Genomic DNA, 26606 nt, shown 5'->3' with positions numbered 1-26606 from the left:
TCATGGAATATCGCACACATCAATGTGGAAAGATTACAGAGCAATTTATCGGTGAAAAAGTAACAATAACAGGTTGGGTACAAAAAAGACGTGACTTAGGTGGACTGATCTTCATCGACCTGCGTGACCGTTCTGGAGTTGTTCAAATCGTCTTTTCTCCAGAAGTATCACCTGAAGCGTTAGAAACGGCTGAAAAAGTAAGAAGTGAATATGTTCTTACGATCACAGGAAAAGTGCTTGAGCGTGACCCAAGCACGGTTAATCCAGCTATGAATACGGGTAAGGTTGAAATTTCAGGGGAAGAAGTTAAGATTTTAAACAGTGCGAAAACACCACCATTCTCCATCAGTGAAGATATGGATATTACAGAAGATATTCGTCTGAAGTATCGCTACCTTGATCTTCGACGTCCAATCATGCAGGAAACGTTGAAGATGAGACACGAAGTAACTCGCTATATCCGTAACTTCCTTGAGAACGATGAATTTATGGAGATGGAAACACCGATGCTTACGAAGAGCACACCTGAAGGAGCGCGGGACTATTTAGTACCAAGCCGTGTGCACCCAGGAGAATTTTATGCATTGCCGCAATCTCCACAATTATTTAAGCAATTGCTAATGGTTTCAGGTTTCGAAAAATACTACCAGATCGTTCGTTGTTTCAGAGACGAAGATTTGCGCGCAGACCGTCAGCCTGAATTTACTCAAGTCGACATCGAAACTTCTTTCATGGGCCAAGAACCACTTTTAGCTATGATGGAAGAGATGATGACTGGACTTGTGAAAAAGGTAAAAGGTGTAGAGATTCCGAAGCCTTTCCCAAGAATGACTTATAAAGAAGCGATGGACCGTTATGGTTCAGATAAGCCGGATACGCGTTTCGGTCTTGAACTGATCAACGTTTCAGAAATCGTTAAGGATTCTGGATTTAAAGTATTTGCAGCAGCAGTTGAGAACGGTGGTCAAGTTAAAGCGATCAACGTTAAAGGAAAAGCAGCAAATTATTCTAGAAAAGATATTGATGGTCTGACTGAATTCACTGCTCGATACGGAGCAAAAGGTCTCGCTTGGATGAAAGTAGAAGCAGAAGGATTAAAAGGACCTATTTCAAAGTTCTTTAATGAAGAAGAGGCTGCTAATTTAACGAACGCACTACAAGCAGAAGAAGGCGATCTTTTGTTGTTTGTAGCAGATAAGCCGTCCGTTGTTGCAGATAGCCTAGGCGCGTTAAGACAAAAGCTAGCAAAAGATTTAGATCTGATTGATCAATCTAAATACAATTTCTTGTGGGTCGTTGATTTCCCACTCGTTGAGTACGATGAGGATGCAGACCGTTTTGTGGCACTTCACCATCCATTCACGATGCCTAAGACAGAAGACCTTCACCTAATGGATTCAAATCCTGCTGAAGTAAGAGCACAAGCGTACGACTTAGTTCTTAATGGTTATGAGTTAGGCGGCGGATCTCAGCGTATCTACCAACGTGATGTTCAAGAGAAAATGTTCAAAACATTAGGATTTACTGAGGAAGCAGCGCGTGAAGAGTTTGGATTCCTTTTAGAAGCATTCGAATATGGAACACCTCCACATGGTGGAATTGCTTTAGGACTTGACCGTATGGTGATGTTACTTGCTGGAAGAAGTAACTTAAGAGACACGATCGCTTTCCCGAAAACAGCATCTGCATCTTGCTTATTGACGAATGCACCATCTGCTGTAAACGAAAAACAGCTTGAAGAACTTCACTTGTCAGTAAAAGTAAAGCAAGAAACTAAGTAAGTGAATATTTAGAAAAATACGAATCGTTTTTTAAAGAGACACATTTTGTCTTGTATTTGATTTACTCGTGTGATAGTATGAATTTAAGCGATGGGTCCTATGGTGACCGTTAACAACCCGAAAGTTTTGAGCCAACATTAAGTATTAGGGAGTTTGTGTTTTCACACAGCGTCCATGCCCTGAAAGCTAGGGGACGGACAAAATGTGAAACAGGGCACCCACCTGCGAGAGCAGGTTCAAAACTAAGGGTATACGGCATTTTTGGGGCTCATTTTTTTGTGCGAAAAAAACCAAGTAAGCATATTGATTTTGTTTTCAAAAGTGGATATGCTGATAAAGATGCATTTTCTTTATTTTATGTGCACGTCTGAAAGGAGTTTTCACTAAATATGCTTTATCAGTTCTCAAGAAATGAACTTGCCATTGGAAAAGATGGAATAGAGGTCTTAAAAAACTCAACTGTTGCTGTGTTGGGAATCGGGGGAGTGGGCTCCTTTTCAGCTGAAGCACTAGCTCGCTCAGGAGTTGGCCGTCTGATCCTGATCGATAAAGATGACGTTGATATTACGAACGTGAATCGTCAAATACATGCACTTGTGAATACCGTTGGACAACCAAAGGTAGATCTTATGAAAGAAAGAATCGCGCAGATTAATCCAGAGTGTGAAGTTATTGCGCTCAAGATGTTCTATACAGAAGAAACGTATGAACAAATTTTTGAATACGGACTTGATTTTGTAGTAGATGCATCGGATACGATCTCTTATAAGATCCACCTCATGAAAGAGTGTTTGAACCGCAAAATCCCAATCATCTCTAGCATGGGGGTAGCGAACAAACTTGATCCAACGCGTCTTCAGATCGTGGATATTTCTAAGACGAGCTATGACCCGATCGCTAAGGTCATTCGCCAGCGTCTAAGAAAAGAAGGAATCACAAAAGGAATTCCAGTCGTTTTCTCAGATGAGAAGCCGATCCAGATCCGCGAAGAGATTCGAAAGGAAATCGTACCTGAGAACGCTCCTGGCATCCGAAAAGCGAAGATGCCGCCATCTTCAAACGCATTTGTACCATCTGTTTCAGGACTATTTATGGCAGGTTACGTGATCAACAAAATCATTGAAGATAATAATATCAAGATTGAAAGAATAAGATAAATTTGATGAAAAAGGGTTCTGACTGTTCTAAAGTCAGGACTTTTTTTCGTTTATTCATATATTTATTACTACTTATAAATGTTGGTGAAAGGAATTGTGCTTTCCAGTAGGACGTGGTGAAGAAAATGTTTATCTCAAATGAACACTTCTAATTATTACGAGGTAATCTCAAATAATTCCAGGGTAACTTGAAATATATCCAGGTATAAGCAAAATAATTTCGCAGATAAAATAATTTATCCGTTTTTTTGCGTAAAACCGTACAAAAAAGATGACTCGTAGGCTTAACCCTATGAGTCATCTATTATTATTTTGCTAGTTTTTCTAGATTTCCGTTCTTGTCCATGCGGAAGGTAACGTTAGGATTGGTATCTTCGTCTTGGAACAATACCATTTTTCTTGCACGGTCCATGATTTGGATCAGTGCTTGATAATCTTCCTGAACCGTCTGGTGCTCTTTCTCAAGAACAGAAAGCTGATCTTTCATCACTTTGTTCTGCTGCATCAACTCGTTCATCTGAAGACGAAGTTCCATGTTTTCTTGAACGAGCTTGCCGCTCGACATTCCGTTTCGCTTCAAACCACTCAGAAAATCTATGACTTCATCAAGTGTAAGACTATGTTCGTTGCTAGCTTGAGAAGCTTGACGATAGGTATTCAGTGATGAAGGCTGTTGCGACCCTTGTAAGCTCGTAACTTCTGGTGCTTCCGCTTCAGTTTGCTGAACATAACTCAGCGGTTGTTCTGGAACTGCGGGTGACGAAGCAACTGGAGCTGGTGTTGCTGAGTTTCTTTCATACGTAAAAGGTGTTTTGAAGAACTCTTCAGGATGATAGGTTTCATCATCGTGCATCTGTGGAGCATTATTCAATTGTACTGGCTTAGCTGCAGGTTTCGACTGTTGTTGTTGCTGCTGTGACCTCGCAAGCGCACGTTGACGTTCTTTTCTTTGCTTTTTAGCAATCTTTAATGCTTGTTCGTATTTTTTTCTAACGATGGCATTCCATCGAAAACCAACTGCTGCACTCGTACGCTCTAATTTATCTCCTACCTCTTCAAAAGCATGTAACTGTGTACTTCCTTCACGCACATGGCGTAAGACCGTTTCGGCAAGCAATAGATCGTCTTCTTCTGACCAGGCGTCCTGTCTTATTTTTGACACGGTAATCCTCTCCTTAGCTACAAAAATATTGATTTGATATTTTCATGTTTACCAATCAGAGAGAATCCTATACACACTTCTGAAGATCTTTTGCTAGTTTGCTAAGTTATCAAGTCTCATAGATTCACTTTCCCTTTTTCTTACGCTCATTAAAATAGTCGAGACGCTTCTTAAGATTCTTTTCAAAGCCACGTTCAGTAGGTTCGTAAAACGTTTTACCCTGCAGATGCTTCGGTAAATATTCTTGTGGTACATACCCATCTTCAAAATTATGTGGATATTTATAGTCCTCACCATGTTGAAGTTGTTTTGCTCCTTTATAATGAGCATCACGCAGATGGATCGGAACGAGACCTGTTTTTTCTTTTTTGACTGCATCAAGTGCTTTATCAATTCCAGTTATCACTTTGTTGCTTTTAGGTGCAGTGGCTAAGTAAAGTGTAGCTTCTGCAAGGGGAATACGTGCTTCAGGCATACCAATAAAGTCGGCAGCATAACTAGCAGCATGTGCAACAAGTAACGCGTTCGGATCAGCGAGACCAACGTCTTCAGCGGCATGAACGAGCAAACGGCGAGCAATAAAACGAGGATCTTCGCCGGCATAGATCATTTTTGCAAGCCAGTATAGAGCGGCATCTGGGTCTGATCCACGTATGCTTTTAATAAAAGCGGAGACTGTATCATAATGGTTGTCTCCTTTTTTATCATACTGAAGAACTCTTTGTTGAATAGATTCTTCAGCGATTTCTATTGTGATCGTAATGTTTCCGTCTTTGTCTGGTTTCGTCGTTAACACAGCAAGTTCTACAGCATTAAGTGCCGTTCTTGCGTCTCCGTTCGAAATAGAGACTATATGGTCGATTGCTTTCTTTTCCATAGTGATCAGATGTTTGCCATATCCTCTATCTTTATCAGAAAGGGCCTGTTGGATGACTTTTGCAATATGCTCATCTGTGAGGGGTTCAAAACGAAATAACCGAGATCGAGATAAGAGGGCGGGGTTGATCTCGAACATAGGACTCTCTGTTGTTGCTCCGATTAAGATAACCGATCCGTCTTCTACATAAGGTAGGAGAGCGTCTTGCTGACTTTTGTTAAAACGATGGATCTCGTCGATAAAGAGCACTGTCTTTTTTTCTTCTAATAACAGACGTTCTCTAGCAGCCCCCATGATCACCTTCAGATCAGCGACTCCAGACGTAACCGCATTAAGCTGTTCAAACCATGCAGATGTGGAATTCGCAATAATTTTAGCTAAAGTTGTTTTACCTGTGCCAGGAGGTCCAAAAAAGATCATCGGTGTGAGTTGATCAGCTTCGATCGCTCGTCTTAAAAGCTTACCTTCACCAGCTATATGTTCTTGGCCGATAAATTCCGTGATTTTTCTTGGACGCATTCGGTTGGCAAGAGGTCTTTTTAACGAATGGGAGCTTTCGTCTTTGTAAGAAAACAAGTCCATTACAATCATCCTTCCGTACACTTGTTCTAATCGTCATATGACAATACTATACAATAGTCCATCATGCAAGTTGAAATGATTTCATGCTATAATAAGCTTTAGATTTATGGAATTAAACGAATTGAGACAACTTAATAGGGAAGGATTTTGCACAGTGAAAGACCAAAAGCATTCAAGATGGAACAAATTTTTGTTTCAGTGGTCTGTATTTTTTATCGGATTATTTATTATGGCTTTCGGAATCGCCCTTATGATCAAGGCAGACCTCGGAAGTGCTCCGTGGGACGTCCTTCATATCGGACTGTTCGCACAGTTCGGACTTTCTATAGGAACATGGTCGATCATAATGGGGTTCTTTGTCATTTTAGCTACATCCTTATTAACTAAAAAGAAACCTCAATCAGGTGCCTTTTTAAATATGGTGTCTGTTGGTTTGTTTATTGATTTTTATTTATGGCTTCCTTTTTTTCATGATCCTGTAACAGGTTTTGGGAAATGGATGTTCTTAATCATCGGAATCTTAATCTTAGGCTTTGGAATCGGGCTATATATTTCTTCAGACTGCGGTGCAGGACCAAGAGATAGTCTGATGCTTGCTCTTACAGAAAAATCAGGGATGAAAGTTTCAAATATTCGACTCTTAATGGAATTGGTTGTTCTGTTTTTTGGATGGATGTTAAAAGGTCCCGTTTCGTTCGGAACGATCCTTTTTTGTGTAACGATAGGAGCAATTGTGGGCAGGACGCTTCCATATTGCCAAAAATTAGTGAAGTTTGTTTTAGAACGGAGTGAAAAATATGAAGATATCAACAAAAGGTCGGTACGGATTAACCATCATGATGGCATTAGCAAAGAGATCAGGTGAAGGTCCGATCGCATTGAAGTTAATCGCAAAAGAATATAGTCTATCCGAACATTATTTGGAGCAGCTTATCGCCCCGCTTAGGAATGCAGGACTTGTTAAAAGTATTCGCGGTGCATATGGTGGTTATATGCTCGCTAAAGAAGCATCCACGATTACTGCAGGAGATATTATCCGAGTGCTAGAAGGACCTATTTCGCCCGTTGAAGTGATGGATGACGAGGAACCTGCAAAACGAAACCTTTGGGTCAAAATTAGAGATGCGGTAAAAGATGTGTTGGATTCTACAACTCTTGAAGATTTGGCAAACTATGAAGATGAGGGCGCACAGGACGCTTACATGTTTTATATATAGGAAGGAAATGAACAATGAAAAACGTTTATTTAGATCACGCTGCAACCTCTCCTGTTCATCCTGAAGTCATAGAAGAAATGATTCCTTTTCTAACTGAACATTTTGGGAATCCTTCTAGCATTCATCATTACGGAAGACAGACTCGTAAAGCTCTTGATGATGCGAGAACCATGATTGCTACTTCTATTGGTGCTTCACGTAATGAGATCATTTTTACAAGCGGCGGTACAGAGAGTGATAATCTAGCTATTCTTGGTACAGTCTCTGCACCTGGGAAAAAAGGAAAGCATGTTATTACGACAGAAATTGAGCATCATGCTGTACTTCATACCTTTCATGAGCTTGAAAAGAGAGGTTACGATGTAACTTACTTGTCTGTTGATGATGAAGGTAGGATTTCTTTAGACGAACTAAAGAGATCTCTAACAGAAGATACGATTCTCGTTTCAATCATGTATTGCAACAATGAAACAGGGACAACACAAGACATAAAAGAGATCGGAAAAATTTTAAAGGAAAAAGAGATCTTATTTCATACGGATGCTGTTCAAGCTTATGGCTTGATCTCGCTCGATGTTAATGAACTGAACATCGATCTGTTAAGTGCTTCTGGTCATAAGATCAATAGCCCAAAAGGAACAGGATTTCTTTTTGTAAGAGAAGGAGTCCCTTTTCTTCCTCAAGGCTTCGGCGGTGAACAAGAGCGTAAGCGCCGTGCTGGTACGGAGAATGTAGCAGGAATCGCTGCTTTACGAAAAGCGGCAAGCATCGCAGAAAAAGAAAGAGAAGAACGTTTTAGGCAATACACGACTTTTAGAGATACGATGAAGAGAGTATGGCAAGAAGAAGAGATATCTTTCATTGAGAATGGAAGTCCTGATCATTTTCTTCCGCACATTCTTAACGTAAGTTTTCTTGGTGTGAAAACCGAAGTGCTTCTAGTCAATCTAGATCTTGCAGGTATCGCAGCTTCTAGCGGATCAGCATGTACGGCGGGCTCACACGAACCTTCACACGTTTTAAAAGCGATGTTTGGTGATGATGATCGTACGAAATCTTCTGTTCGTTTTAGCTTTGGTCTAGGCAACAAATTGGAAGATATTGAATACGCGGCACATGAGACAGCAAAAATCGTGAAACGTTTAGCAAAATAAGTTACAATGTTTGTCATATGAATGAAATGAGGTGGACACGATGCAAACAGAATCAAACAAAAAGGCACCTCAAGATACACGAGTAGTTATTGGAATGAGCGGCGGTGTGGATTCTTCCGTTGCCGCACTTTTACTGAAAGAGCAAGGCTATGATGTGATCGGGATCTTCATGAAGAACTGGGATGATACCGATGAGAATGGCGTATGCACAGCAACAGAAGATTATAACGATGTGATTGCGGTCTGCAACCAGATCGGCATTCCATATTACGCAGTGAATTTTGAAAAAGAATACTGGGACAAAGTATTCACGTACTTTTTGGAAGAATATAAAGCAGGACGAACACCTAATCCTGATGTAATGTGCAACAAGGAGATCAAGTTCAAAGCATTCCTTGAGCATGCCATGAATTTAGGTGCCGATTATGTAGCGACTGGCCATTATGCACGTGTGGCTGAAATAGATGGAGAAGTTAAGATGCTTCGAGGCGTTGATGAGAATAAGGACCAAACTTATTTTCTAAATCAACTTTCTCAAGAACAGCTTCAAAAAGTATTGTTCCCGATCGGGGAGCTTAAAAAGCCTGAGATCCGTAAGATAGCTGAAGCCGCAGGACTTGCTACAGCTAAAAAGAAAGACTCGACTGGAATCTGCTTTATTGGAGAAAGAGACTTTAAAGAATTCTTAAGTCAGTATTTGCCTGCAAAGCCTGGTGAGATGCAAACGTTCGAAGGCGAAGTGAAGGGCAAACATGATGGATTGATGTACCATACGATCGGTCAGCGTCATGGTCTTGGAATCGGTGGTAGTGGAGATCCTTGGTTCGTTGTCGGTAAGAATTTAAAAGACAACATATTGTATGTTGAACAAGGTTTTCATAATGAAAAACTTTACTCTGATAGCTTGAAAGCTGTAAAAGCAGGATTTGTTTCTGACAAACCGCTGCCTGCTACTTTCAAATGTACAGCGAAGTTTAGATATCGTCAGCCTGACATGGGTGTAACCGTTCATGTGATGGAGGACGAAACGTTACATGTAGTCTTTGATGAAGCACAACGTGCGATAACACCTGGACAAGCTGTCGTGTTTTACGATGGAGATGTTTGTCTAGGCGGAGCAACGATCGATACAGTCTACAAAAACGACGAAGCGATTACCTATCTATAAAAGAATGTAGAAAAACTGGCTTACTAGGGCGTCAAATTGCCTAAGGGAGCCAGTTTTTTTGCATTAATGAAATAAGGTGCTCATGCAGCGGCATATCTATGCTCGCTTTTAGAGCGATTCCAGAGATTTATGAGCGATTCCAGAGATTTATGAGCGATTCTAGAGATTTATGAGCGATTCTAGAGATTTATGAGCGATTCTAGAGATTTATGAGCGATTCCAGAGATTTATGAGCGATTCCAGAGATTTATGAGCGATTCTAGAGATTTATGAGCGATTCTAGAGATTTATGAGCGATTCCAGAGATTTATGAGCGATTCTAGAGATTTATGAGCGATTCCAGAGATTTATGAGCGATTCCAGAAAGCTTGAACGCACTATCCACAAGAGGAACCCACAAAAAATTATGCGTGAGCTACCTTCATTTGTTATACTTTTGAAGGAAATTAAATGTGGGGGTAATGAAGATGGAACCTTCAAAAGGTCTTGAATACTTACAAAAAGGAAAATTTGAAGAAGCTGCAAAAAGTCTGGAATCGATGATTGAGACCGATCCTGAAAATCCAGTGCATTATATTAATTTTGGTAATCTTCTTTCTGCTGTTCATGAACATGAAAAAGCAATTCAATTCTTTGATAAAGCACTATCGCTCGATGAAAATGCTGTAGCTGCATACTATGGTGCGGGTATTGCCTGCTATCATCTTGAAGAATTCTCTAAGAGCGCAAAACTGTTTCAAGAAGCGATCAAAGGTGGTCTTCAAGATAGTGACACTCACTTTATGACAGGAATGTCGTTCGTTTCACTCGGTGAACATAAACTTGCATTCCCTTACCTAATGAGAGCAACTGAGCTCAATGATCAAGATCATGAATCTTTGTTTCAATTCGGACTCTGTCAGGCGCGAACAGGGGACATACAGTCTGCATCTACAACTTTTGAGAAAGTTGTCAAACGCGATGAAACGCATGCGGATGCTTGGTACAACCTAGGCGTGACGTATAGTTATTTTGATAAAAACGTAGAAGCCCTAAAAGCTTTTCAAAAAGCGTTAGACATACAGCCTGATCATTATCTTGCAGGGAATGGAAAACGAAATATCGAAAGTAAAAATACTAACCACTAAAGGGGATGCTCCATGGCACAGCAGCCTTCTTTTCATTTAGAAGATGAGTCAACTGATATAAGAAAATATATAAAAGGGACGTTGATCTCTACTGTTTATCATCAAGCGGAGAGTCTCTATACGGTCGCAAGAATACGGGTAAAAGAGACGAATGAAAATTATAATGAAAAAGAAGTCATGATCACTGGCATCCTTCCTCCGTTAAGAGAAGATGAACTTTATTTATTTTATGGAAAATTTAAAGATCATCCTAAATATGGTAAGCAATATGAGGTTGAACTGTTTCAAAAAGAGATGCCTCAATCCAAGGAAGCCATGATTCAATATCTTTCGAGTGATCTGTTTAAAGGAATCGGTAAGAAGACTGCCGAGCATATCGTAGAAGTCATGGGAAACGATGCGATCACAAAACTTTTAGAATCACCGGAATACATCAGTCAGATTCCAAAGCTAACAGAAGAACAAGCTCAAAGTTTGCAGAAGTCCCTCATGCAAAATCGAGGATTAGATCAAGTGATGATGGTCGTGCAACCCTATGGTATCGGACCACAGCTAGCGATGAAGATCTTCCAAACGTATCAGGATGATGCTGTAAAAGTCATTAAGGACGAGCCGTATCGATTGATTGAGGACGTTTCTGGAATTGGGTTCCACCGAGCTGATGAGATCGCAAAAGGAAATGGCATGCAGGTCAATCATCCAAAACGAATTCAAGCCGCTTGTCAGTTCGTGCTTCGTGATCAAGGAACAGATCTTGGACACTCCTATCTACCGATGGATGAACTGTTAGAAGGAGTAAGAAAGCTTTTAGCAGATGGAAAGAATACAGTAGATGAGATGAGTATTTTTCGAGAGATTCAAGATATGGAAACTGAACAACGATTGATCGTAAAAGAAAAGGTCGTGTATCTGCCATCCCTCTATTTTGCTGAGCGTGGATTTGCTCAAAAAATGAATCAATTGTTACATAGTCAGAAAAACGATTATCACATTGAGGATTCAAAATTAGAATCTGAGCTAACCGCACTTGAAAAAAGACTCAACATGAAATATGCAAACAGCCAAAAAGAGGCTATAAAGAAGGCGTTAACCTCTTCTTTAATGGTCCTGACGGGTGGACCTGGAACAGGGAAAACAACCGTTATAAAAGGAATTGTTGAACTGTATAGTGAGATTCATGGTGTTAGTTTAAACCCTGATGATTACCGAGGGAAAAAAGAGTCCTTTCCTGTTTTACTCGTTGCTCCAACAGGACGAGCGGCTAAGCGTATGACTGAATCAACGGGGATACCAGCTCACACGATCCACCGCTTGTTAGGATGGAAAGGTGGCGGTACCTTCGAAAAAAATGAAGATGAACAGATCGACGGAAAACTTTTGATCGTCGATGAAATGTCGATGGTCGATATATGGCTTGCTCATTCTTTAGCAAAAGCTCTTCCACCACACATACAGATCATTTTTGTTGGAGATGAAGATCAGTTACCGTCAGTAGGTCCTGGTCAAGTATTGAAAGACCTTCTTCAAGCTCAGCATGTACCACAGTCTCGATTAGTGGATATCTATAGACAAGCAGAAGGTTCTTCCATCATCCGACTAGCTCATGAGATGAAGAATGGAAAAGTTCCGCAAGACTTGCTTCTCCCTCAAAATGACAGACGATTCTTTGCTTGTTCAGGTGAACAAGTGTTTCAAGCTATCCTTCAAGTTTGTGAAAATGCGATAAAAAAAGGATACAGTTCAAGAGATATTCAAGTGTTAGCTCCCATGTACAAAGGACCGGTAGGAATTGATCGATTAAATATGGAACTTCAACGTCTGTTTAATCCTGAAAAACAAAAACAGCGTCAGTTACAGGTCGCAAATGTTTTCTACCGAAAAGGCGATAAGGTACTTCAGCTCGTGAATCAGCCTGAAGATCAAGTTTTCAACGGAGATATCGGTGAGATCGTTGCAGTTATCTATGCAAGAGAAAACACGGATAAAGAAGATCAGATCGTGATCAGTTTTGATGAGATTGAAGTTACGTATAAAAGAAGTGAATTTCATCATTTTACTCACGCTTTTTGCTGTTCGATCCATAAGTCGCAGGGCAGTGAGTATCCGATCGTCGTTCTACCTGTCTTAAAAAGCTACTACAGAATGTTAAAACGAAACTTATTATATACAGCAATAACGAGGAGTAAAGAATATTTGATCCTGTGTGGAGAACAAGAAGCGTTTACTTGGGCTGTTGAACGATCCGATGAAACAGAACGATACTCAGGTCTTACTTCCCGACTTCAAGAGACCATACTGGAAAAAGATTTAATGAATGATACCCTTCTAAACGAAACAAACTAGAAATGTTCGAGAGATGTAAGATGTCATCTTGTCGGACATTTCTTTTTTGTATTTCTAGAAGTCATGATCCTTCAAATATTATTTTCTGTATATTTTCTACAAATTCAGGACACCCTTGTAAAAGTAAAATTTAAAGGAGAGAGAGCAAGTGGAATGTCCGAACTGCGGTAGAAAAGATATCGGGAAAATCGGTGTGAACCAGTATTATTGCTGGAACTGTTTTATAGAGCTTTCCATTGTTAAAGGAAGACTGTCCCTTCATCAAGTGGAAGAAGACGGCTCTTTGACATCACTCGATGATTTATTTGAAGATCAAGATCTGACTTATAGAGAAAGTACTTCATAAAAGAAGTCAAATCTCTGATGTCGAGGTGATCTAGCATGAGCAGGACGATGAGTTCTCTTTTCGCACTTGGGATTGGAGCGGCAACATATGCGATGAGAAATAAGAGGATGTCAAGAATGTCTAAGATGAACTATAATCTTTCAGATCTTAGTGATCTGTGGACATCACGACGTGTTAAAAAAATCCGTAAAAAAGTCGCAAAAGCCATTTATTAAGATAGCATACCCCGTCTCATAAAAGACGGGGTTTTTTAAGAAAAGGGTGAAGAGATGACAAAAGACATTCGAATGAAGTGGGTTTACAGGTTAAGCCTTTCTTTACTATTGTTTTTGTGTTTGTTTCTTTTAATGAAACTTTACCCACTTTATGAGCCATTGTGGAGTGCAATTAAGGGAATCATTCTGCCGTTTTTTCTTGCAGCTCTTATTACATATCTACTCCATCCAGTCGTTGAATTCGTTCATGAAAAAGGATTGCCACGATTTGTAGCAATCTTAAGCATTTATATTCTTTTCTTTGGTGGTATCGGTTTTGCTGCAGTAAAAGGTTTTCCTTATTTCATCGTACAGATGAAACAGCTTCTAGTGAATGTGCCCGTTCTTGCTGAGGATTATAAGGAACTATTGTACCAAGTAGACCGTGGTACATCTGCACTTCCGTATTCGGTTCACTCTAAAATTGAAAATTATATCGTGAAAATGGAAAATAACGCACAGGACGTGTTGACAAATGCGATCTTCTCACTAAGAAAGATCGTAGATTATTTTTTTGTTATCATTGTCGTACCTTTTTTAGTCTTTTATTTTCTTAACGATTTTGAAAAACTGAAAAAAGCCCTTTGGTATCTAACGCCAAGAAAATATCGATATGAAGGAAAGCATCTTATAAAGGATATTGACACATCCCTTGGAGGATACATCAGAGGACAGTTGTTTGTAGGCGCCATACTTGGAGCTGCGGCCATGATTGCTCTGTGGATTGTTGGTATGCCATACCCTATATTATTAGGACTAGTGATCGCGATAACGGACATCATACCATACTTTGGTCCGATCTTAGGAGCGATACCTGTCGTATTGATTGCACTCACGATCTCTTGGAAGATGGTGTGGATCACAGTTGGCATCATGCTTGTTCTACAGTTTATTGAAGGTAATATTTTGGGTCCGTTTATCGTCGGGAAGAACCTTCACATCCATCCAGTCTTTATTATTTTTTCACTTTTGCTAGGGGGAGAACTGGCTGGTGTACCAGGAATGATCCTAGCAGTCCCGATCTTTAGTGTGATCAAAGTCATTATCATACACATCAGGGAACATCGACTTCAATCATCATCTGATTGACAAGTAAGAATGAATAAACGTATACTAACGCTAGAAGATCAAAAATCGCTGAAAGAGAAAAGTACGTTTCAGTCCTTCCAAAAGAGAGAAACATCCATCGGCTGAAAGATGTTTTAGGAAGAAGCGAAGCAGAACGCTACTCTGGAGTGCAGAAGGAAAATCTGCCGTTATGCCGCGTTAAGGCTTAATCAAGGTGATATGCTTGTTTTAAAGCGTATAACCAGGGTGGTACCGCGTGAATTCAAACTCTCGTCCCTGTATTTTTTATAGGGATGGGAGTTTTTTTATTGGCTTTTTTCATTTCGAAATTAGTTGATTTCCACTCCAGTTTGCTCGCTTTCCATGGGGCGAACGGTGAGCCTCCTGCCGATTTGTGCCCATAGGAGTAAAAGAAATAACAAAGAAACATTTTGTTTTCTTTGTTATTGAAAAGAAATTAACTACTAATAAAACAACCAAGTTTACGAAATCAGTCTTTATATTTATTTTAAAAAAGGAGAATGAAAACGATGAGAAATTTGACTTCAGCTCAAGTAAGACAGATGTTCCTTGATTTTTTCCAAGAAAAAGGTCATGGTGTAGAACCTAGTGCATCCTTAGTTCCACATGAAGATCCTACACTTCTTTGGATCAATAGTGGAGTGGCTACACTAAAAAAATATTTTGATGGACGAGTGATCCCTGAGAACCCTCGTATCACGAATGCACAAAAATCGATCCGTACGAACGATATTGAAAATGTTGGGATTACAACGAGACATCATACGTTCTTTGAGATGCTAGGAAACTTTTCAATCGGCGATTACTTTAAAGTGGAAGCTATTCTTTGGGCATGGGAGTTCTTAACGAGTGAAAAATGGATCGGTTTTGATCCTGAAAAACTCTCTGTAACGATCCATCCAGAAGATGATGAAGCATTTGATATTTGGACTAAACAAGTAGGATTACCAGAAGAGCGCATCATTCGTTTGGAAGGAAACTTCTGGGATATTGGTGAGGGACCGAGTGGACCAAACACTGAGATCTTCTATGACCGCGGTGAGTCTTTTGGCAGTGATTTGTCTGATCCAGAGCTATATCCTGGTGGAGAGAACGATAGATATCTTGAGGTCTGGAACCTGGTGTTCTCACAGTTCAACCATAATCCAGACGGAACATATACGCCACTTCCTAAGAAGAATATCGATACAGGTATGGGACTTGAGAGAATGGTTTGTGTGATTCAAGATACGAAGACTAACTTTGAAACCGATCTTTTCATGCCGATCATCAAAGAAACAGAAAAGCTTTCTGACACTTCTTATGGCTTAAGTACGGAAACAGATACTGCGTTTAAAGTAATCGCTGATCACATTCGTACGGTAAGCTTCGCGATAGGCGACAGTGCTCTACCATCGAATGAAGGAAGAGGATATATCCTTCGTCGATTGATCAGAAGAGCGATTCGTTTTGCGAAAAAGATCAATATCAACAAGCCTTTCATGTATGAACTAGTACCAACAGTTGCAGACATCATGGTTGACTTCTATCCAGAAGTAAAAGAAAAAGTTCCGTTCATCCAAAAAGTCATCAAGACAGAAGAAGAACGTTTCCATGAGACGATCAACGAAGGTCTTGCTATCTTAGAAGATGTTATGGCAAGAGAAAAAGAAGAAGGAAGAAATATAATCTCTGGAAAAGACGCATTCAAGCTTTATGATACATTTGGATTCCCGTTTGAACTTACACAAGAGTATGCAGCTGAAAACGGAATGGATGTAGATTTAGAAGGCTTTGAAAACGAGATGAAGGCTCAACGTGAACGGGCACGTGCAGCAAGACAAGAAGTAGACAGCATGCAAGTGCAAGGTGGCGTTCTTTCTGACATTACCGTAAAAAGTGAATTCTCTGGTTATGACAGCTTATCAGGAGAAGCAAAAATTTTAGAAGTCCTACAAAACGGTGAACGAGTAGAGATGGTTGCATCTGGAGAAGAAGCGCAAGTCATTTTAGATGTAACACCTTTTTACGCGGAGAGCGGGGGTCAGATCGCTGACCAAGGAACAATTTCAGGTAAAGAGCTCTTGCTCCGTGTCAAAGATGTTCAAAAAGCACCTAACGGACAAAATCTTCATACCGTTGTTGTTGAGAAAGGTGTTCTTGAAAACAATATCGATGTTTCTGTCGAGGTTGATCCTGAAATTCGTGCAAAAGTAGTCAAGAATCATACTGCTACTCACCTTCTTCATCAAGCATTAAAAGATGTTCTTGGAACACACGTGAATCAGGCTGGTTCTCTCGTACAAGAAGGTCGTTTGCGTTTTGACTTCACACATTTCGGAAGCATCTCATCAGAAGAGCTTGAGAAGATCGAAGAGATCGTAAACGAAAAAGTATGGGGCAACATTCCTGTTGAAAAGATGGTTAAGAATATTAACGAAGCTAAAGCGATGGGAGCTATGGCTCTATTCGGTGAAAAGTATGGTGAAACCGTACGCGTTGTAAAAGTAGGAGACTATAGTCTTGAACTTTGCGGTGGGTGTCACGTGAACAATACTTCAGAAATCGGTTTGTTTAAGATCGTATCAGAGTCTGGTATCGGTGCAGGAACACGCAGGATCGAAGCTGTTACAGGTGAGAACGCGTACCGATTGATGAACGGACAGGTACAGCTTTTAAAAGACACAGCTGCTAAGTTGAAAACAAATCTTAAGGACGTGCCACAGCGTATCGATGCATTAAACGATCAAATTCGTGAGTTGCAAAAAGAGAAAGAATCTCTTGCAGCTAAGATTGGAAATATGGAAGCAGGCAGCCTTGTTGATGAAGTACAAACGATCAAGGGTGTATCTGTTATCGCTAAAAAACTGAGCGGTGTGGACATGAACGGTTTACGTTCGATCGTGGATGACTTAAAGAATAAGCTTCAAAGTGGAGTTGTCATTCTAGGTGCTGAAAATGGTGGAAAAGTAAATATCGTGGCTGGAGTCACAAAAGATTTAGTGACAAAAGGCTATCATGCGGGTAACCTAGTAAAAGAAGTGGCTGTCCGTTGTGGCGGAGGCGGTGGAGGCCGACCAGATATGGCCCAAGCTGGAGGGAAAGATCCAGAAAAGCTGCAAGAAGGAATAGATTCTGCAGTTGAATTGATCAAAACCGTTTCCTAAGCTTTCATCTTTCATGTACAATAGAGACAAGAACTAATTTGTCCCTTAAGGGAGATCTTCAGAAAGAGGTGTTCGCCAGTGAGTTCAATGGACAAAACGATGAAGTTTAACTTCAACGAAGATGATGCTTATAAGACGAATGTTGAAACTGTCCTGTTTTCTGTTTATGACGCCCTGCAGGATAAAGGATACAATCCTATTAATCAGATTGTAGGTTATTTGCTCTCAGGAGATCCGGCTTATATACCTCGTCACAATGATGCGAGAAGCATGATTCGAAAACTGGAGAGAGATGAGCTTATTGAAGAGCTTGTAAAATCATATCTATCCACTCAAAAAGAAGGAAGTCGTTAATTTGACAAAAACGCTCGGACTGGATGTTGGAACGAAGACGATCGGTGTTGCCGTCTCAGATGCACTGGGATGGACAGCGCAAGGAGTCGAAACGATCCGACGCCGTCCTAATAAGCCAGAAGAAGATTATGCGAGGATCCAAGAGCTGATCGAGATCCATGATATCAGCAAGGTCGTAGTTGGTCTTCCGAAGAACATGAATGGTACGATAGGTCCCAGTGGGGAAGCTTGTCAAAACTTTGCTAAAGATATTGAAAGTCTGACAGGTCTTTCGGTTATCCTATGGGATGAGAGGCTGACCACCATGGCAGCTGAAAGAACATTAATTTCAGCTGATGTGAGTCGAAAGAAGCGCAAACAGGTGATCGATAAGCTAGCAGCGTCGATCATCCTGCAAGGTTATTTGGACAGCCAACAATAAGAAAAGTAGAGGTGAGCCAATTATGGCAAAAGAAGAACGCGAACGCATTATTATTCCAGACGAGAACGGTGACGAGAATCTATTTGAAGTACTATTCAAATTTGATGTAGATCAAACCGGAAAATCATACATGGTAACAATTCCTGTAGCTGATTCAGAAGATGATGATACAGATGAAGTTGAAGTTTTCCCTTTCCGTTATGAAGAAAAGGGAGAAGAAGAAGACGATCTTGCTTTATTCCCACTTGAGACAGATGAAGAATGGGACATGATCGAAGAAATGTTAAACACATTTCAAGATGACGAGTACGAAACAGAATAATTGACCGTAAAAAGGAAGTTGGTTTTCTAACCAACTTCCTTTTTTTATTCCAATTTACGGCCAATCTCGACAATTTCTGCTAGTGAACGTATAATAAAACAGGTGGGAAGGGGGAAATAATATGTTACATCTCCAGTCATCTGGGAATTACATAAATGAAAATAAAAGTAAAAAACGTCGTACTAAAACCATTGTTCTGTCCATTATGTTTCTAATTGTTGCTTTAATCATCGCTGCTACTATAGGTGCTTATTATTATTACAATAAAAATATTGGATCGATCGACTCGAATGATCATAAGAAAATCACAGTGGAGATTCCTATTGGTTCTTCCTCTTCAAAAATCGGAAATGAGCTTGAAGATAAGGGATTGATCAACAGTGGGGATTTTTTCAGACTCTATACAAGAGTTAAAGGAGAAGGTAACTTTCAAGCTGGTATTTACGAACTGACTCCTTCTATGAATCTAAACGAAATCATCGCAGCACTTAAAGACGGAAAGATGTTTAAGAAGCCGGAACTAACCTTAACGATTCCTGAAGGCTACAATGTCCCGCAGATCGCAAAATTAATCAGTCAGAAAACGGGTTACAGTGAGGCGGATATCATTAAGAAAATGGCTGATAAAGCATATTTGAAACAACTTCAAGATAAGTATCCAATCTTACCCGATGACATCATGAAAGCTGGGCTGTACTACCCCCTAGAAGGATTTTTATTCCCTGCTACTTATGATTTTGATGTAAAGAAACCGGAGTTAACAGATGTGATCGGCAAGATGGTCGAACAATCTTCTGTTGTCCTGACCAAACATGAAAATGATATCAAGAATAGCGGTTATTCACTCTTTCAAATCATTACGTTATCCTCTCTTATAGAAGAAGAATCGCAACGTGAAGAAGATCGAAAAAAGATCGCAGGTGTTTTTTATAATCGCTTGAGCAAAGATATGAAACTCGATTCTGATCCAACGGTCAAATATGCTAGAAAGAATTTTGATGTGCAAGTGTTATACGAACATCTTAAGTATGATTCAAAGTACAACACGTACCTCTATAAAGGTATTCCGATCGGACCAATCACTTCACCAGGTGAAAGAGCGATTGAAGCTGCCCTCCAACCAGTAAAGATGGAAGAGCTTTTCTTTTATGCGAGACCAAACGGTGAAGTCATCTATACGAAAACCTTAAGCGAACATAATGCAGTTTATAAAAAATACAGAGATGAATGGAAAGTTTGGCAAGAAAAAGACGATAATTAAACATGTTTTAGAGGATACTAATAGGTATTCTCTTTTTTTTGCTCTTTTTTGCTCTCCCATCAAACTTTCATACCAACTGTAAAAATGTTTTCAATCTCTAAGACGTATATAAAACAGCCATAAAAGAATAGGACTCTCGCCTTCAAATAAAGATTATGTTACAATATACCGGTTAGTGTGAAGGAGGCGTGTTACTTTGGTCTCAAATGAATTGAACCAATATATCGAAAAAATTATTCCAACGCGCTCTGAGCAAGTACTAAAAATGGAGCAATACGCAAAAGAGCATAATGTGCCGATCATGGATTTAACTGGGATGGAGACTCTTTTGTCCTATGTTAGATTGAAAAAACCGAAACGTATATTAGAAGTAGGAACAGCGATTGGATATTCCGCCATCCGAATGGCTCTTGCATGTGAGAATGCTGAAATTATTAGTATTGAAAGAGATGAAGAACGGTACAATATAGCAAAAGATAATGTTAGATCGTTTCATCTAGAGAGCAGAATTACATTGCTATTTGGAGATGCGAATGATTTGCAGAGCCAAGTAGAAAACTATGCCCCATATGACTTTATTTTTATAGATGCAGCAAAAGGACAATATCAAAACTTTTTTGATCATTATTCCTCCATGCTGTCTCCTGATGGCATCATCGTCACAGATAATGTTCTCTTTAGAGGGTACGTCGCTGATGAAAGCGGCTTAGAGAGTAGAAGACTTCGTTCTCTAGTAAAAAAAATTAGAAGTTTTAACGAATACATGATGCAGCATCCTGACTATCAGTCTTCAATCTTACCGGTTGGGGATGGAATGATGGTGAGTATTAGAAATTCTTAATGGGACATGCAGTTTGGAGGAGTAATCAAAATGGCACAAAAACCAATTGTAATTGGGGTTGCAGGTGGATCTGGGTCTGGTAAGACAACAGTAGCAAAAGAAATTTACAGGCAGTTTGCTAACCAATCCATCTTAATCATAGAGCAAGATGCGTATTATAGAGATCAATCAGAAAAATCGATGGAAGAACGATTGGACACGAATTATGATCATCCTCTTGCTTTCGATAATGATTTGTTAATTCAACATATTTCTTCACTTCTAAAATACGATTCCATCGAAAAACCAGTGTACGACTATACAGCACATACAAGAAGTGATAAAATTATCCCAGTTGATGCTAAAGATGTCATTATACTGGAAGGTATTTTGATCCTTGAAGACGAACGCCTACGTGATTTGATGGACATTAAGCTGTTTGTAGACACGGATGCAGATGTACGTATTATTAGAAGAATGGTTCGAGATATTCGTGACCGTGGAAGAACGCTTGAATCTGTAATCGATCAATATACATCAGTAGTACGGCCGATGCATAATCAATTCATAGAACCAACGAAACGATATGCGGATATTATTATTCCAGAAGGCGGCCAGAACCTCGTTGCGATCGACTTAATGGTAACAAAAATCAAGACGATTTTGGAAGACAAAGCATTATTGAAAAAATGAGGAAGATTATCCTCATTTTTTCGGTATACACGGACAAATTGGAGCTTTAAGCCATTTGGCAATCAACTATTGACCCATTTTTTATACATACCCTAGCCGAATTATCATATAACGTAACAAGGGTACTGATTATTTAAGGAGTGAAAACAATGGCAGACGAGAAAAAACACTATATGACCTTAGAAGGTAAACAGAAGCTAGAGAACGAACTAGAGTTTTTAAAAACAGAACGTAGAAAAGAAGTAGTGGAACGAATTAAAGTAGCACGTAGTTTTGGAGATCTTTCTGAGAACTCTGAGTATGATGCAGCAAAGGACGAGCAGGCATTCGTAGAAGCTCGTATCGTTCAATTAGAAAAAATGATTCGTGATTCTGTTATTATTGAAGACAATAAAGACCAATCTGATAACGTTTCCATCGGGAAAACAGTTAAGTTTAAAGAGCTACCAGATGGTGACGAAGAAACTTATATCATTGTAGGTAGTGCAGAAGCAGACCCGTTTGAAGGAAAAATTTCTAACGATTCACCAATGGCTAAAAGTCTTTTAGGTAAAAAGCCTGGAGATAAGGTTTCTGTTCAAACACCTGGTGGAGAAATCAGCGTTGTCATCTTAGAAGTAAAATAAACGTATTATCGTATTAGAAGACTTGCAGTTATCTGCAAATCTTCTTTTTTTTGCAACCGTTTAGGAACAATATGAGTGGGTGAGAATAGGAGTAAGGTGGTGGTGAGCGCGTGTTATCGAAGAAAAGAACGATGACAGTGGCACTTTTTTTTCTTTTCCTTATCCTTTTTCTCACTTATCGGTTAGCAGATATACAGTTGATATCTACTACTTCCTTCTCCAAATATCAAGTCAACCTCATACAAGAAAGTGTGGATCAACGTACACACCGTTTTACGATAAACGATGGGAGAGGGTATTTTCTTGATCGAGATGGTGAACTGCTCTCAACAGATGTAAGAGCTCAAGTCATCGTCTTTCCGAATCTTTACTCGAGTAGATGGCCGATTGAATCGGTTGCTAGCATATTGAATCTACCAACGAGTAATTTTACAAAAAAAATCAGTGAACTCAAGAAACCATCTGTACTCACTCTTCCAAAAGAGATTAGTATAGAGCAGATGAATGAAATAAATAAATTAGAGATTCCCGGATTATATGCTCAGCTTGTCACAAAAAGAAATCTCACTCCGTTTGCGAATCATATCCTTGGAGCGGTTGGACAAGATCCAGATTTAATCAAAAGAAAGTATGAAGACAAACTAAAGAAAGGGACGGTTACCCTCCATACAAAAACAGGTAAGAACGGCATGCAGTATACGTTCGATCCTTTTTTAATATCGGAAGGAGAAACAGAGTATATCTATCATGTAGATCGTCAAGGACAACCGTTGTTTGGTCTTGATGTAAAATTCCGTTCACAATCGAATCCCTTATATCCACTTCACGTGAAAACGACGCTAGATAAGAACATGCAGGAAGCGGTAGAAGAAACTCTAGATGCACACGGTGTTGCTGAAGGTGGAGCTGTTTTGATTGATATAGAAACGAATGAACTGTTGGCAATGTCAAGCAGACCTTTGTTCTCGAGTAAAACGATCTATAAACATGTTGATCATATGACGTCACAACAAATTCCGGGTTCAGTATTTAAAATTGTGACAGCAGCTGCTGCTATCGAAGAAAATAAGATACAAAACAATAAGTTGTATAATTGTAATTTGAATATATACGGTAAAAAAGATGAGAGGCAACTAGGAATGTTGAATATAGAGAACAGCTTTACACAAAGCTGCAATAAAACATTCGGAGATCTAGCTAATGAATTACAAAAAACAGACTTAGAATATATGGAAAAATATGCAGAAAAGTTAGGTCTATTAACGCACAATGGATGGCAAGGAAAAGTCTATCATCTAGAATCATTCTCTCATTTCTATAAAGAAGAAGTGGGGCAGATCTACAGCTCGAAAAAGAAAAGTTCCGATTACAAAAGTCCATTAGCGACCTCACAAACAGCGATCGGTCAGTTGGATGTGAAAGTTACACCACTTGCTGTTGCCAATATGATGGCGACGATTGCTAGGGGTGGGGTCAGTTATGAAGTAAAGTCAGCTAAAAGTGTGAACTTTGCTAATGGTACCGAACTGATTAAATTTGAAGATCATGAAAAAGAAGGTGAAAAGCTCTCTCCTTACACGGTTATGAGACTTCAATCCCTTCTGATGAACGTGGTCAAGGACGAAAAAGGTACAGCACACGCATTACAGGCCTTGCCTTTTCAAGTTGCAGGAAAATCTGGAACGGCACAAAAAGGAGGAGACCACCGTTTTAACAATAAATGGTTTGCAGGATATTTTCCAGCTGAAAAACCGCGTTATGCTCTCGTAATCATAGATTTAAAACACGATACCGTAAACCGCACGATTCCTGTATTTCGGGACATTGCAACTGAAATAATGAGAGAAACAGATTCATGATAAAGACAATCTAAAAAAGTGTAATAGGAAATAGTGTTCCTATACCACTTCCTCGTGGTAAAATAAAAAAAGTATTTTACTGAGGAGGATATTATGAAACGAAACCAGCGTTATGAATCAAGACTAGAAAAACGAAAACAAAATCGTTTTTTAAACATAGCAATCGGATTAGTTGTTTTACTGATTGTTGTTGTTGCATTTAATCTTTTCTCAGGCGATGATGACGAAACAGCTTCAACGAACAAATCTAATTCTGAACAAACTACTGAAAACAACGAGTCCAATAACGGTTCAATTGAGATGGAAACGGATGATTCAAAATCAAAAGCTGATGATGAGGATTCTGAGTCTAAGGATAAAGAAAAAGCTGCGGAAGAAAAAGAAAAAACAGATGAAGAAGGAACAGAAGAAGAAAAAACAGAATCAGGTGCGCCTGAAGGTGGAGGCCCTGAAGGTCCATGGCAGCCGATCGGGACTTCGCAAACCGAGCCTCATACTAAGACATATGACGATGGTTCACAAGACTGGAACGAGATGGTTCAAGCACTCTCCTATGCGACCAGCATTCCACAAGATCAAATGACCATCTTTTGGTTAGGAAATGGTGGAGGGCCTGATCTTTCAAAGGGTACCGTACAATCGAAAGCTGACGGTAAAAAATATGATGTTATGCTTCAGTGGGTACCTGAAAAAGGATGGCAGCCAACTAGCGTGACACCTGTTCAATAAACGAAGAAAAACAACCTGTAGTATGTAGCAGGTTGTTTTTTTGTGTTTCTAGATCTTTAGCGAGGAAGATACAAAGAATCAGGTACAAAAAACGATGAGGAATAATAGTCTATATATCACTATAGAGAAAGAACGCTTTCTAAGATCTAATGTATACAATAACCTCTAATGATTGCCAAAAGAAAAAGATATTTCATTTGAAAATCTTTAGTAATTATGATAATTTGGAACCTGTAAGATTTTAATTCATAGTATATTGATAGGAATTATATAAATTAAAAGGTGAGTGTGAAAAATGGGACGAGAATTTATTGATCTTTTTGATGAGTGGTCTTCTTCTTATGACGAAACAGTTTCTGGAAATGACCAGGAATATAAGGAAGTTTTTCATAAATATGATGAGATTTTAGAAACAGTCGTTCAGCGTTCCGGAAATATTGTTTTAGAGTTCGGAGTTGGAACTGGTAATTTGAGCGAAAAACTTCTTAGAAGCGGGAAACAAGTGATTGGTATAGAACCGTCAGAAGGGATGCGTGAGAAAGCCTTTGAACGTCATCCAGATCTACGCCTTCATGATGGTGACTTTTTGTCTTTTCCAAAACTCGATCAAGAGATTGATACAATCGTAAGTACGTATGCGTTCCACCACTTAACCGATGAAGAGAAAGATCGGGCGATCGGACAGTATAGCCAGCTGCTTAAAAAGAATGGTAAAATTGTGTTTGCAGATACCGCTTATCTACATGAAGACGATAAAATTGAGCGTCATGAAAAAGTAAGATCTCAAGGTTTTTTAAACTTGTTAAAAGATCTTCAGACCGAGTATTATACAACACTTGGAGTACTAGAAGATCTGTTTAAGAAACATGACTTTGAGGTCTCGTTCAAAAAACTTAACGAATACGTCTGGCTGATGGAAGCGGTAAAAAAATAGACATTGGAGAATCGTATGAAAAGAATTGGAATTATTGGTGCAATGGAAGAGGAAGTAGTTCTTTTAAGAGAGCAACTAGTAGATCTAGAAGAAAATAAGCTTGCGGGTTGTGAATTTTACAAAGGATTGCTGGACGGCCAAGAAGTCGTGTTATTAAAATCAGGAATCGGAAAAGTAAACGCAGCGATCGGGACTACGTTGATGATTCAGCTTTATGGACCAGATGTTATTTTGAATACTGGATCTGCTGGTGGATTTCATTCAGATCTGAACGTCGGGGATGTAGTCATTTCGACCGATGTTCGTCATCATGATGTAGATGCAACGATCTTTGGTTATGAGCACGGTCAAGTGCCACAGATGCCGCCTAACTATCTTCCTGACGAAAAACTTGTAAATGCAGCCGAACGAGCTGGTACGAGAGTAGAAAACATACAGGTAGCAAAAGGTTTGATCGCTTCAGGTGATTCGTTTATGAGTGATCATGCTAGGGTAGAAGATATCAGAGGCAAGTTTCCGACTCTATATGCAGCTGAGATGGAAGCTGCTGCTATCGCTCAAACGTGTTATCAATTCAAAGTTCCTTTTGTGATCATCCGTTCTTTATCTGATATCGCAGGAAAAGATGCACGAGTTTCTTATGACCAATTCCTACAAACAGCATCTAAGAACTCAGCAGAACTAGTACAAAAAATCGTTGAGGAGCTGAAATCAAAATGACAAAAAAAATGAACGTTGAAAGCTTTAACCTTGATCATACGAAAGTAGTTGCACCTTATATCCGTTTAGCAGGGACGACTACAGGAGCGAACGGAGATATCATCCATAAGTACGACATCCGCTTTTGTCAGCCGAATAAAGATCATATGCCGATGGAAGGACTTCATTCTATTGAACATCTGATGGCGGAAAATATTCGAAACCACCATTCTACTGTAGTGGACATCAGTCCTATGGGCTGTCAGACTGGTTTTTATCTATCTGTGATCAACCATGATAACTACGATGAAATTTTAGAAGTTCTCGAGAAAACGTTGAACGATGTTTTAGAAGCAACTGAAGTACCTGCATGTAATGAGGTTCAATGTGGTTGGGCTGCTAACCATAGTCTTGAAGGTGCGAAAGAGATCGCGCGCAAGATGCTTGCTAAAAAAGATGAGTGGCATATTGTTTTCGGAGAATAG

The 26606-nt window shown here is 39.5% G+C and carries 26 protein-coding genes, 1 other RNA gene and 1 other annotated feature; of the genes, 25 read left to right on the top strand and 2 right to left on the bottom strand.

The window, feature by feature from the left end; genetic code table 11:
• Positions 1–2: 2 nt before the first annotated feature.
• The 3 genes from aspS (at position 3) to ABE65_RS14805 (ending at position 2938) form a co-directional block, all read left to right on the top strand.
• The gene (aspS, locus tag ABE65_RS14815; RefSeq protein WP_066396470.1) at positions 3–1781 is read left to right on the top strand and encodes an aspartate--tRNA ligase; all 1779 of its coding nucleotides are present in this window, start codon (positions 3–5) and stop codon (positions 1779–1781) included.
• A 91-nt stretch (positions 1782–1872) separates the two neighbouring features.
• A non-coding RNA gene (gene ssrS, locus ABE65_RS14810) (6S RNA) lies at positions 1873–2053 on the top strand.
• A gap of 117 nt (positions 2054–2170) precedes the next feature.
• A complete protein-coding gene (locus ABE65_RS14805) occupies positions 2171–2938 on the top strand; it encodes a tRNA threonylcarbamoyladenosine dehydratase (RefSeq protein ID WP_066396467.1) in 768 nt (255 codons plus the stop codon).
• 307 nt (positions 2939–3245) lie between these two features.
• Here ABE65_RS14805 and ABE65_RS14800 read toward each other — a convergent pair whose 3' ends face one another.
• Positions 3246–4100, bottom strand: a complete 855-nt coding sequence (locus tag ABE65_RS14800) for an RsfA family transcriptional regulator (RefSeq protein ID WP_066396465.1) — start codon at positions 4098–4100, stop codon at positions 3246–3248.
• 124 nt (positions 4101–4224) lie between these two features.
• On the bottom strand, positions 4225–5559 hold the full coding sequence (locus tag ABE65_RS14795) for an AAA family ATPase (protein WP_066396462.1): 1335 nt from the start codon (positions 5557–5559) through the stop codon (positions 4225–4227).
• A gap of 154 nt (positions 5560–5713) precedes the next feature.
• Here ABE65_RS14795 and ABE65_RS14790 point away from each other — a divergent pair, with 154 nt between their 5' ends.
• The 22 genes from ABE65_RS14790 to ABE65_RS14685 all read left to right on the top strand — a co-directional run bounded on the left by ABE65_RS14790 (position 5714) and on the right by ABE65_RS14685 (position 26606).
• Positions 5714–6424 (top strand): YczE/YyaS/YitT family protein, encoded by a 711-nt coding sequence (locus ABE65_RS14790; RefSeq protein ID WP_066396460.1) that lies wholly within the window; start codon positions 5714–5716, stop codon positions 6422–6424.
• On the top strand, positions 6357–6776 hold the full coding sequence (gene cymR, locus ABE65_RS14785) for a cysteine metabolism transcriptional regulator CymR (protein ID WP_066396457.1): 420 nt from the start codon (positions 6357–6359) through the stop codon (positions 6774–6776). Before ABE65_RS14790 ends, cymR begins: the two co-directional genes overlap by 68 nt.
• 14 nt (positions 6777–6790) lie before the next feature.
• The gene (locus tag ABE65_RS14780) at positions 6791–7930 is read left to right on the top strand and encodes a cysteine desulfurase family protein (protein WP_066396456.1); all 1140 of its coding nucleotides are present in this window, start codon (positions 6791–6793) and stop codon (positions 7928–7930) included.
• Positions 7931–7970: 40 nt separating this feature from the next.
• On the top strand, positions 7971–9098 hold the full coding sequence (gene mnmA, locus ABE65_RS14775; protein WP_066396454.1) for a tRNA 2-thiouridine(34) synthase MnmA: 1128 nt from the start codon (positions 7971–7973) through the stop codon (positions 9096–9098).
• Between the two features lie 467 nt (positions 9099–9565).
• The gene (locus ABE65_RS14770; RefSeq protein ID WP_153237757.1) at positions 9566–10225 is read left to right on the top strand and encodes a tetratricopeptide repeat protein; all 660 of its coding nucleotides are present in this window, start codon (positions 9566–9568) and stop codon (positions 10223–10225) included.
• A 12-nt stretch (positions 10226–10237) separates the two neighbouring features.
• A complete protein-coding gene (locus ABE65_RS14765; protein WP_066396452.1) occupies positions 10238–12568 on the top strand; it encodes an SF1B family DNA helicase RecD2 in 2331 nt (776 codons plus the stop codon).
• 148 nt (positions 12569–12716) lie between these two features.
• On the top strand, positions 12717–12914 hold the full coding sequence (locus tag ABE65_RS14760) for a hypothetical protein (protein WP_066396450.1): 198 nt from the start codon (positions 12717–12719) through the stop codon (positions 12912–12914).
• Between the two features lie 35 nt (positions 12915–12949).
• Entirely contained in the window at positions 12950–13129 is a 180-nt protein-coding gene (locus ABE65_RS14755) for a DUF3918 family protein (protein WP_066396448.1), read from the top strand.
• 54 nt (positions 13130–13183) lie between these two features.
• Complete coding sequence (locus ABE65_RS14750; RefSeq protein WP_066396445.1) at positions 13184–14257, top strand: AI-2E family transporter; 1074 nt, start codon at positions 13184–13186, stop codon at positions 14255–14257.
• Between the two features lie 39 nt (positions 14258–14296).
• Positions 14297–14517: a binding site (T-box leader), on the top strand.
• 249 nt (positions 14518–14766) lie between these two features.
• Positions 14767–17403 (top strand): alanine--tRNA ligase, encoded by a 2637-nt coding sequence (gene alaS, locus ABE65_RS14745; protein WP_066396442.1) that lies wholly within the window; start codon positions 14767–14769, stop codon positions 17401–17403.
• A 78-nt stretch (positions 17404–17481) separates the two neighbouring features.
• Complete coding sequence (locus tag ABE65_RS14740) at positions 17482–17757, top strand: IreB family regulatory phosphoprotein (RefSeq protein ID WP_066240205.1); 276 nt, start codon at positions 17482–17484, stop codon at positions 17755–17757.
• A gap of 1 nt (position 17758) precedes the next feature.
• The gene (gene ruvX / locus ABE65_RS14735; RefSeq protein ID WP_066396440.1) at positions 17759–18178 is read left to right on the top strand and encodes a Holliday junction resolvase RuvX; all 420 of its coding nucleotides are present in this window, start codon (positions 17759–17761) and stop codon (positions 18176–18178) included.
• A 22-nt stretch (positions 18179–18200) separates the two neighbouring features.
• On the top strand, positions 18201–18500 hold the full coding sequence (locus ABE65_RS14730; RefSeq protein WP_066396438.1) for a DUF1292 domain-containing protein: 300 nt from the start codon (positions 18201–18203) through the stop codon (positions 18498–18500).
• Positions 18501–18621: 121 nt separating this feature from the next.
• Entirely contained in the window at positions 18622–19761 is a 1140-nt protein-coding gene (mltG, locus tag ABE65_RS14725; protein ID WP_082861452.1) for an endolytic transglycosylase MltG, read from the top strand.
• A gap of 196 nt (positions 19762–19957) precedes the next feature.
• Entirely contained in the window at positions 19958–20602 is a 645-nt protein-coding gene (locus ABE65_RS14720) for an O-methyltransferase (protein WP_066396436.1), read from the top strand.
• A 30-nt stretch (positions 20603–20632) separates the two neighbouring features.
• Positions 20633–21274 (top strand): uridine kinase, encoded by a 642-nt coding sequence (udk, locus tag ABE65_RS14715; RefSeq protein ID WP_066396435.1) that lies wholly within the window; start codon positions 20633–20635, stop codon positions 21272–21274.
• A 149-nt stretch (positions 21275–21423) separates the two neighbouring features.
• The gene (greA, locus tag ABE65_RS14710; protein WP_066396425.1) at positions 21424–21900 is read left to right on the top strand and encodes a transcription elongation factor GreA; all 477 of its coding nucleotides are present in this window, start codon (positions 21424–21426) and stop codon (positions 21898–21900) included.
• Between the two features lie 110 nt (positions 21901–22010).
• Entirely contained in the window at positions 22011–23759 is a 1749-nt protein-coding gene (locus tag ABE65_RS14705; RefSeq protein ID WP_082861451.1) for a peptidoglycan D,D-transpeptidase FtsI family protein, read from the top strand.
• A gap of 93 nt (positions 23760–23852) precedes the next feature.
• The gene (locus tag ABE65_RS14700) at positions 23853–24488 is read left to right on the top strand and encodes a YrrS family protein (RefSeq protein WP_066396422.1); all 636 of its coding nucleotides are present in this window, start codon (positions 23853–23855) and stop codon (positions 24486–24488) included.
• Positions 24489–24783: 295 nt separating this feature from the next.
• Positions 24784–25422, top strand: coding sequence for a class I SAM-dependent methyltransferase (locus tag ABE65_RS14695; protein ID WP_066396420.1), 639 nt, complete (start codon positions 24784–24786; stop codon positions 25420–25422).
• A gap of 15 nt (positions 25423–25437) precedes the next feature.
• A complete protein-coding gene (mtnN, locus tag ABE65_RS14690) occupies positions 25438–26142 on the top strand; it encodes a 5'-methylthioadenosine/S-adenosylhomocysteine nucleosidase (RefSeq protein WP_066396418.1) in 705 nt (234 codons plus the stop codon).
• The gene (locus ABE65_RS14685; RefSeq protein ID WP_066396416.1) at positions 26139–26606 is read left to right on the top strand and encodes an S-ribosylhomocysteine lyase; all 468 of its coding nucleotides are present in this window, start codon (positions 26139–26141) and stop codon (positions 26604–26606) included. The genes mtnN and ABE65_RS14685 overlap by 4 nt, the downstream gene beginning before the upstream one ends.

The organism is Fictibacillus phosphorivorans (genome assembly GCF_001629705.1).
Lineage (GTDB): Bacteria > Bacillota > Bacilli > Bacillales > Fictibacillaceae > Fictibacillus > Fictibacillus phosphorivorans_A.
Note: the sequence above shows the minus strand (reverse complement) of the source record. Positions and strands in the feature narration are given on the sequence as shown.

Coding starts and splice junctions, on each gene's coding strand:
- ABE65_RS14780 (WP_066396456.1), top strand. CDS start 6,791: ATGAAAAACGTTTATTTAGATCACGCTGCAACCTCTCCTGTTCATCCT.
- mtnN (WP_066396418.1), top strand. CDS start 25,438: ATGAAAAGAATTGGAATTATTGGTGCAATGGAAGAGGAAGTAGTTCTT.
- ABE65_RS14750 (WP_066396445.1), top strand. CDS start 13,184: ATGACAAAAGACATTCGAATGAAGTGGGTTTACAGGTTAAGCCTTTCT.
- cymR (WP_066396457.1), top strand. CDS start 6,357: ATGAAGATATCAACAAAAGGTCGGTACGGATTAACCATCATGATGGCA.
- ABE65_RS14795 (WP_066396462.1), bottom strand. CDS start 5,559: ATGGACTTGTTTTCTTACAAAGACGAAAGCTCCCATTCGTTAAAAAGA.
- ABE65_RS14805 (WP_066396467.1), top strand. CDS start 2,171: ATGCTTTATCAGTTCTCAAGAAATGAACTTGCCATTGGAAAAGATGGA.
- ABE65_RS14770 (WP_153237757.1), top strand. CDS start 9,566: ATGGAACCTTCAAAAGGTCTTGAATACTTACAAAAAGGAAAATTTGAA.
- greA (WP_066396425.1), top strand. CDS start 21,424: ATGGCAGACGAGAAAAAACACTATATGACCTTAGAAGGTAAACAGAAG.
- ABE65_RS14755 (WP_066396448.1), top strand. CDS start 12,950: ATGAGCAGGACGATGAGTTCTCTTTTCGCACTTGGGATTGGAGCGGCA.
- ABE65_RS14695 (WP_066396420.1), top strand. CDS start 24,784: ATGGGACGAGAATTTATTGATCTTTTTGATGAGTGGTCTTCTTCTTAT.
- alaS (WP_066396442.1), top strand. CDS start 14,767: ATGAGAAATTTGACTTCAGCTCAAGTAAGACAGATGTTCCTTGATTTT.
- udk (WP_066396435.1), top strand. CDS start 20,633: ATGGCACAAAAACCAATTGTAATTGGGGTTGCAGGTGGATCTGGGTCT.
- mltG (WP_082861452.1), top strand. CDS start 18,622: ATGTTACATCTCCAGTCATCTGGGAATTACATAAATGAAAATAAAAGT.
- ABE65_RS14685 (WP_066396416.1), top strand. CDS start 26,139: ATGACAAAAAAAATGAACGTTGAAAGCTTTAACCTTGATCATACGAAA.
- ABE65_RS14700 (WP_066396422.1), top strand. CDS start 23,853: ATGAAACGAAACCAGCGTTATGAATCAAGACTAGAAAAACGAAAACAA.
- ABE65_RS14765 (WP_066396452.1), top strand. CDS start 10,238: ATGGCACAGCAGCCTTCTTTTCATTTAGAAGATGAGTCAACTGATATA.
- mnmA (WP_066396454.1), top strand. CDS start 7,971: ATGCAAACAGAATCAAACAAAAAGGCACCTCAAGATACACGAGTAGTT.
- aspS (WP_066396470.1), top strand. CDS start 3: ATGGAATATCGCACACATCAATGTGGAAAGATTACAGAGCAATTTATC.
- ABE65_RS14730 (WP_066396438.1), top strand. CDS start 18,201: ATGGCAAAAGAAGAACGCGAACGCATTATTATTCCAGACGAGAACGGT.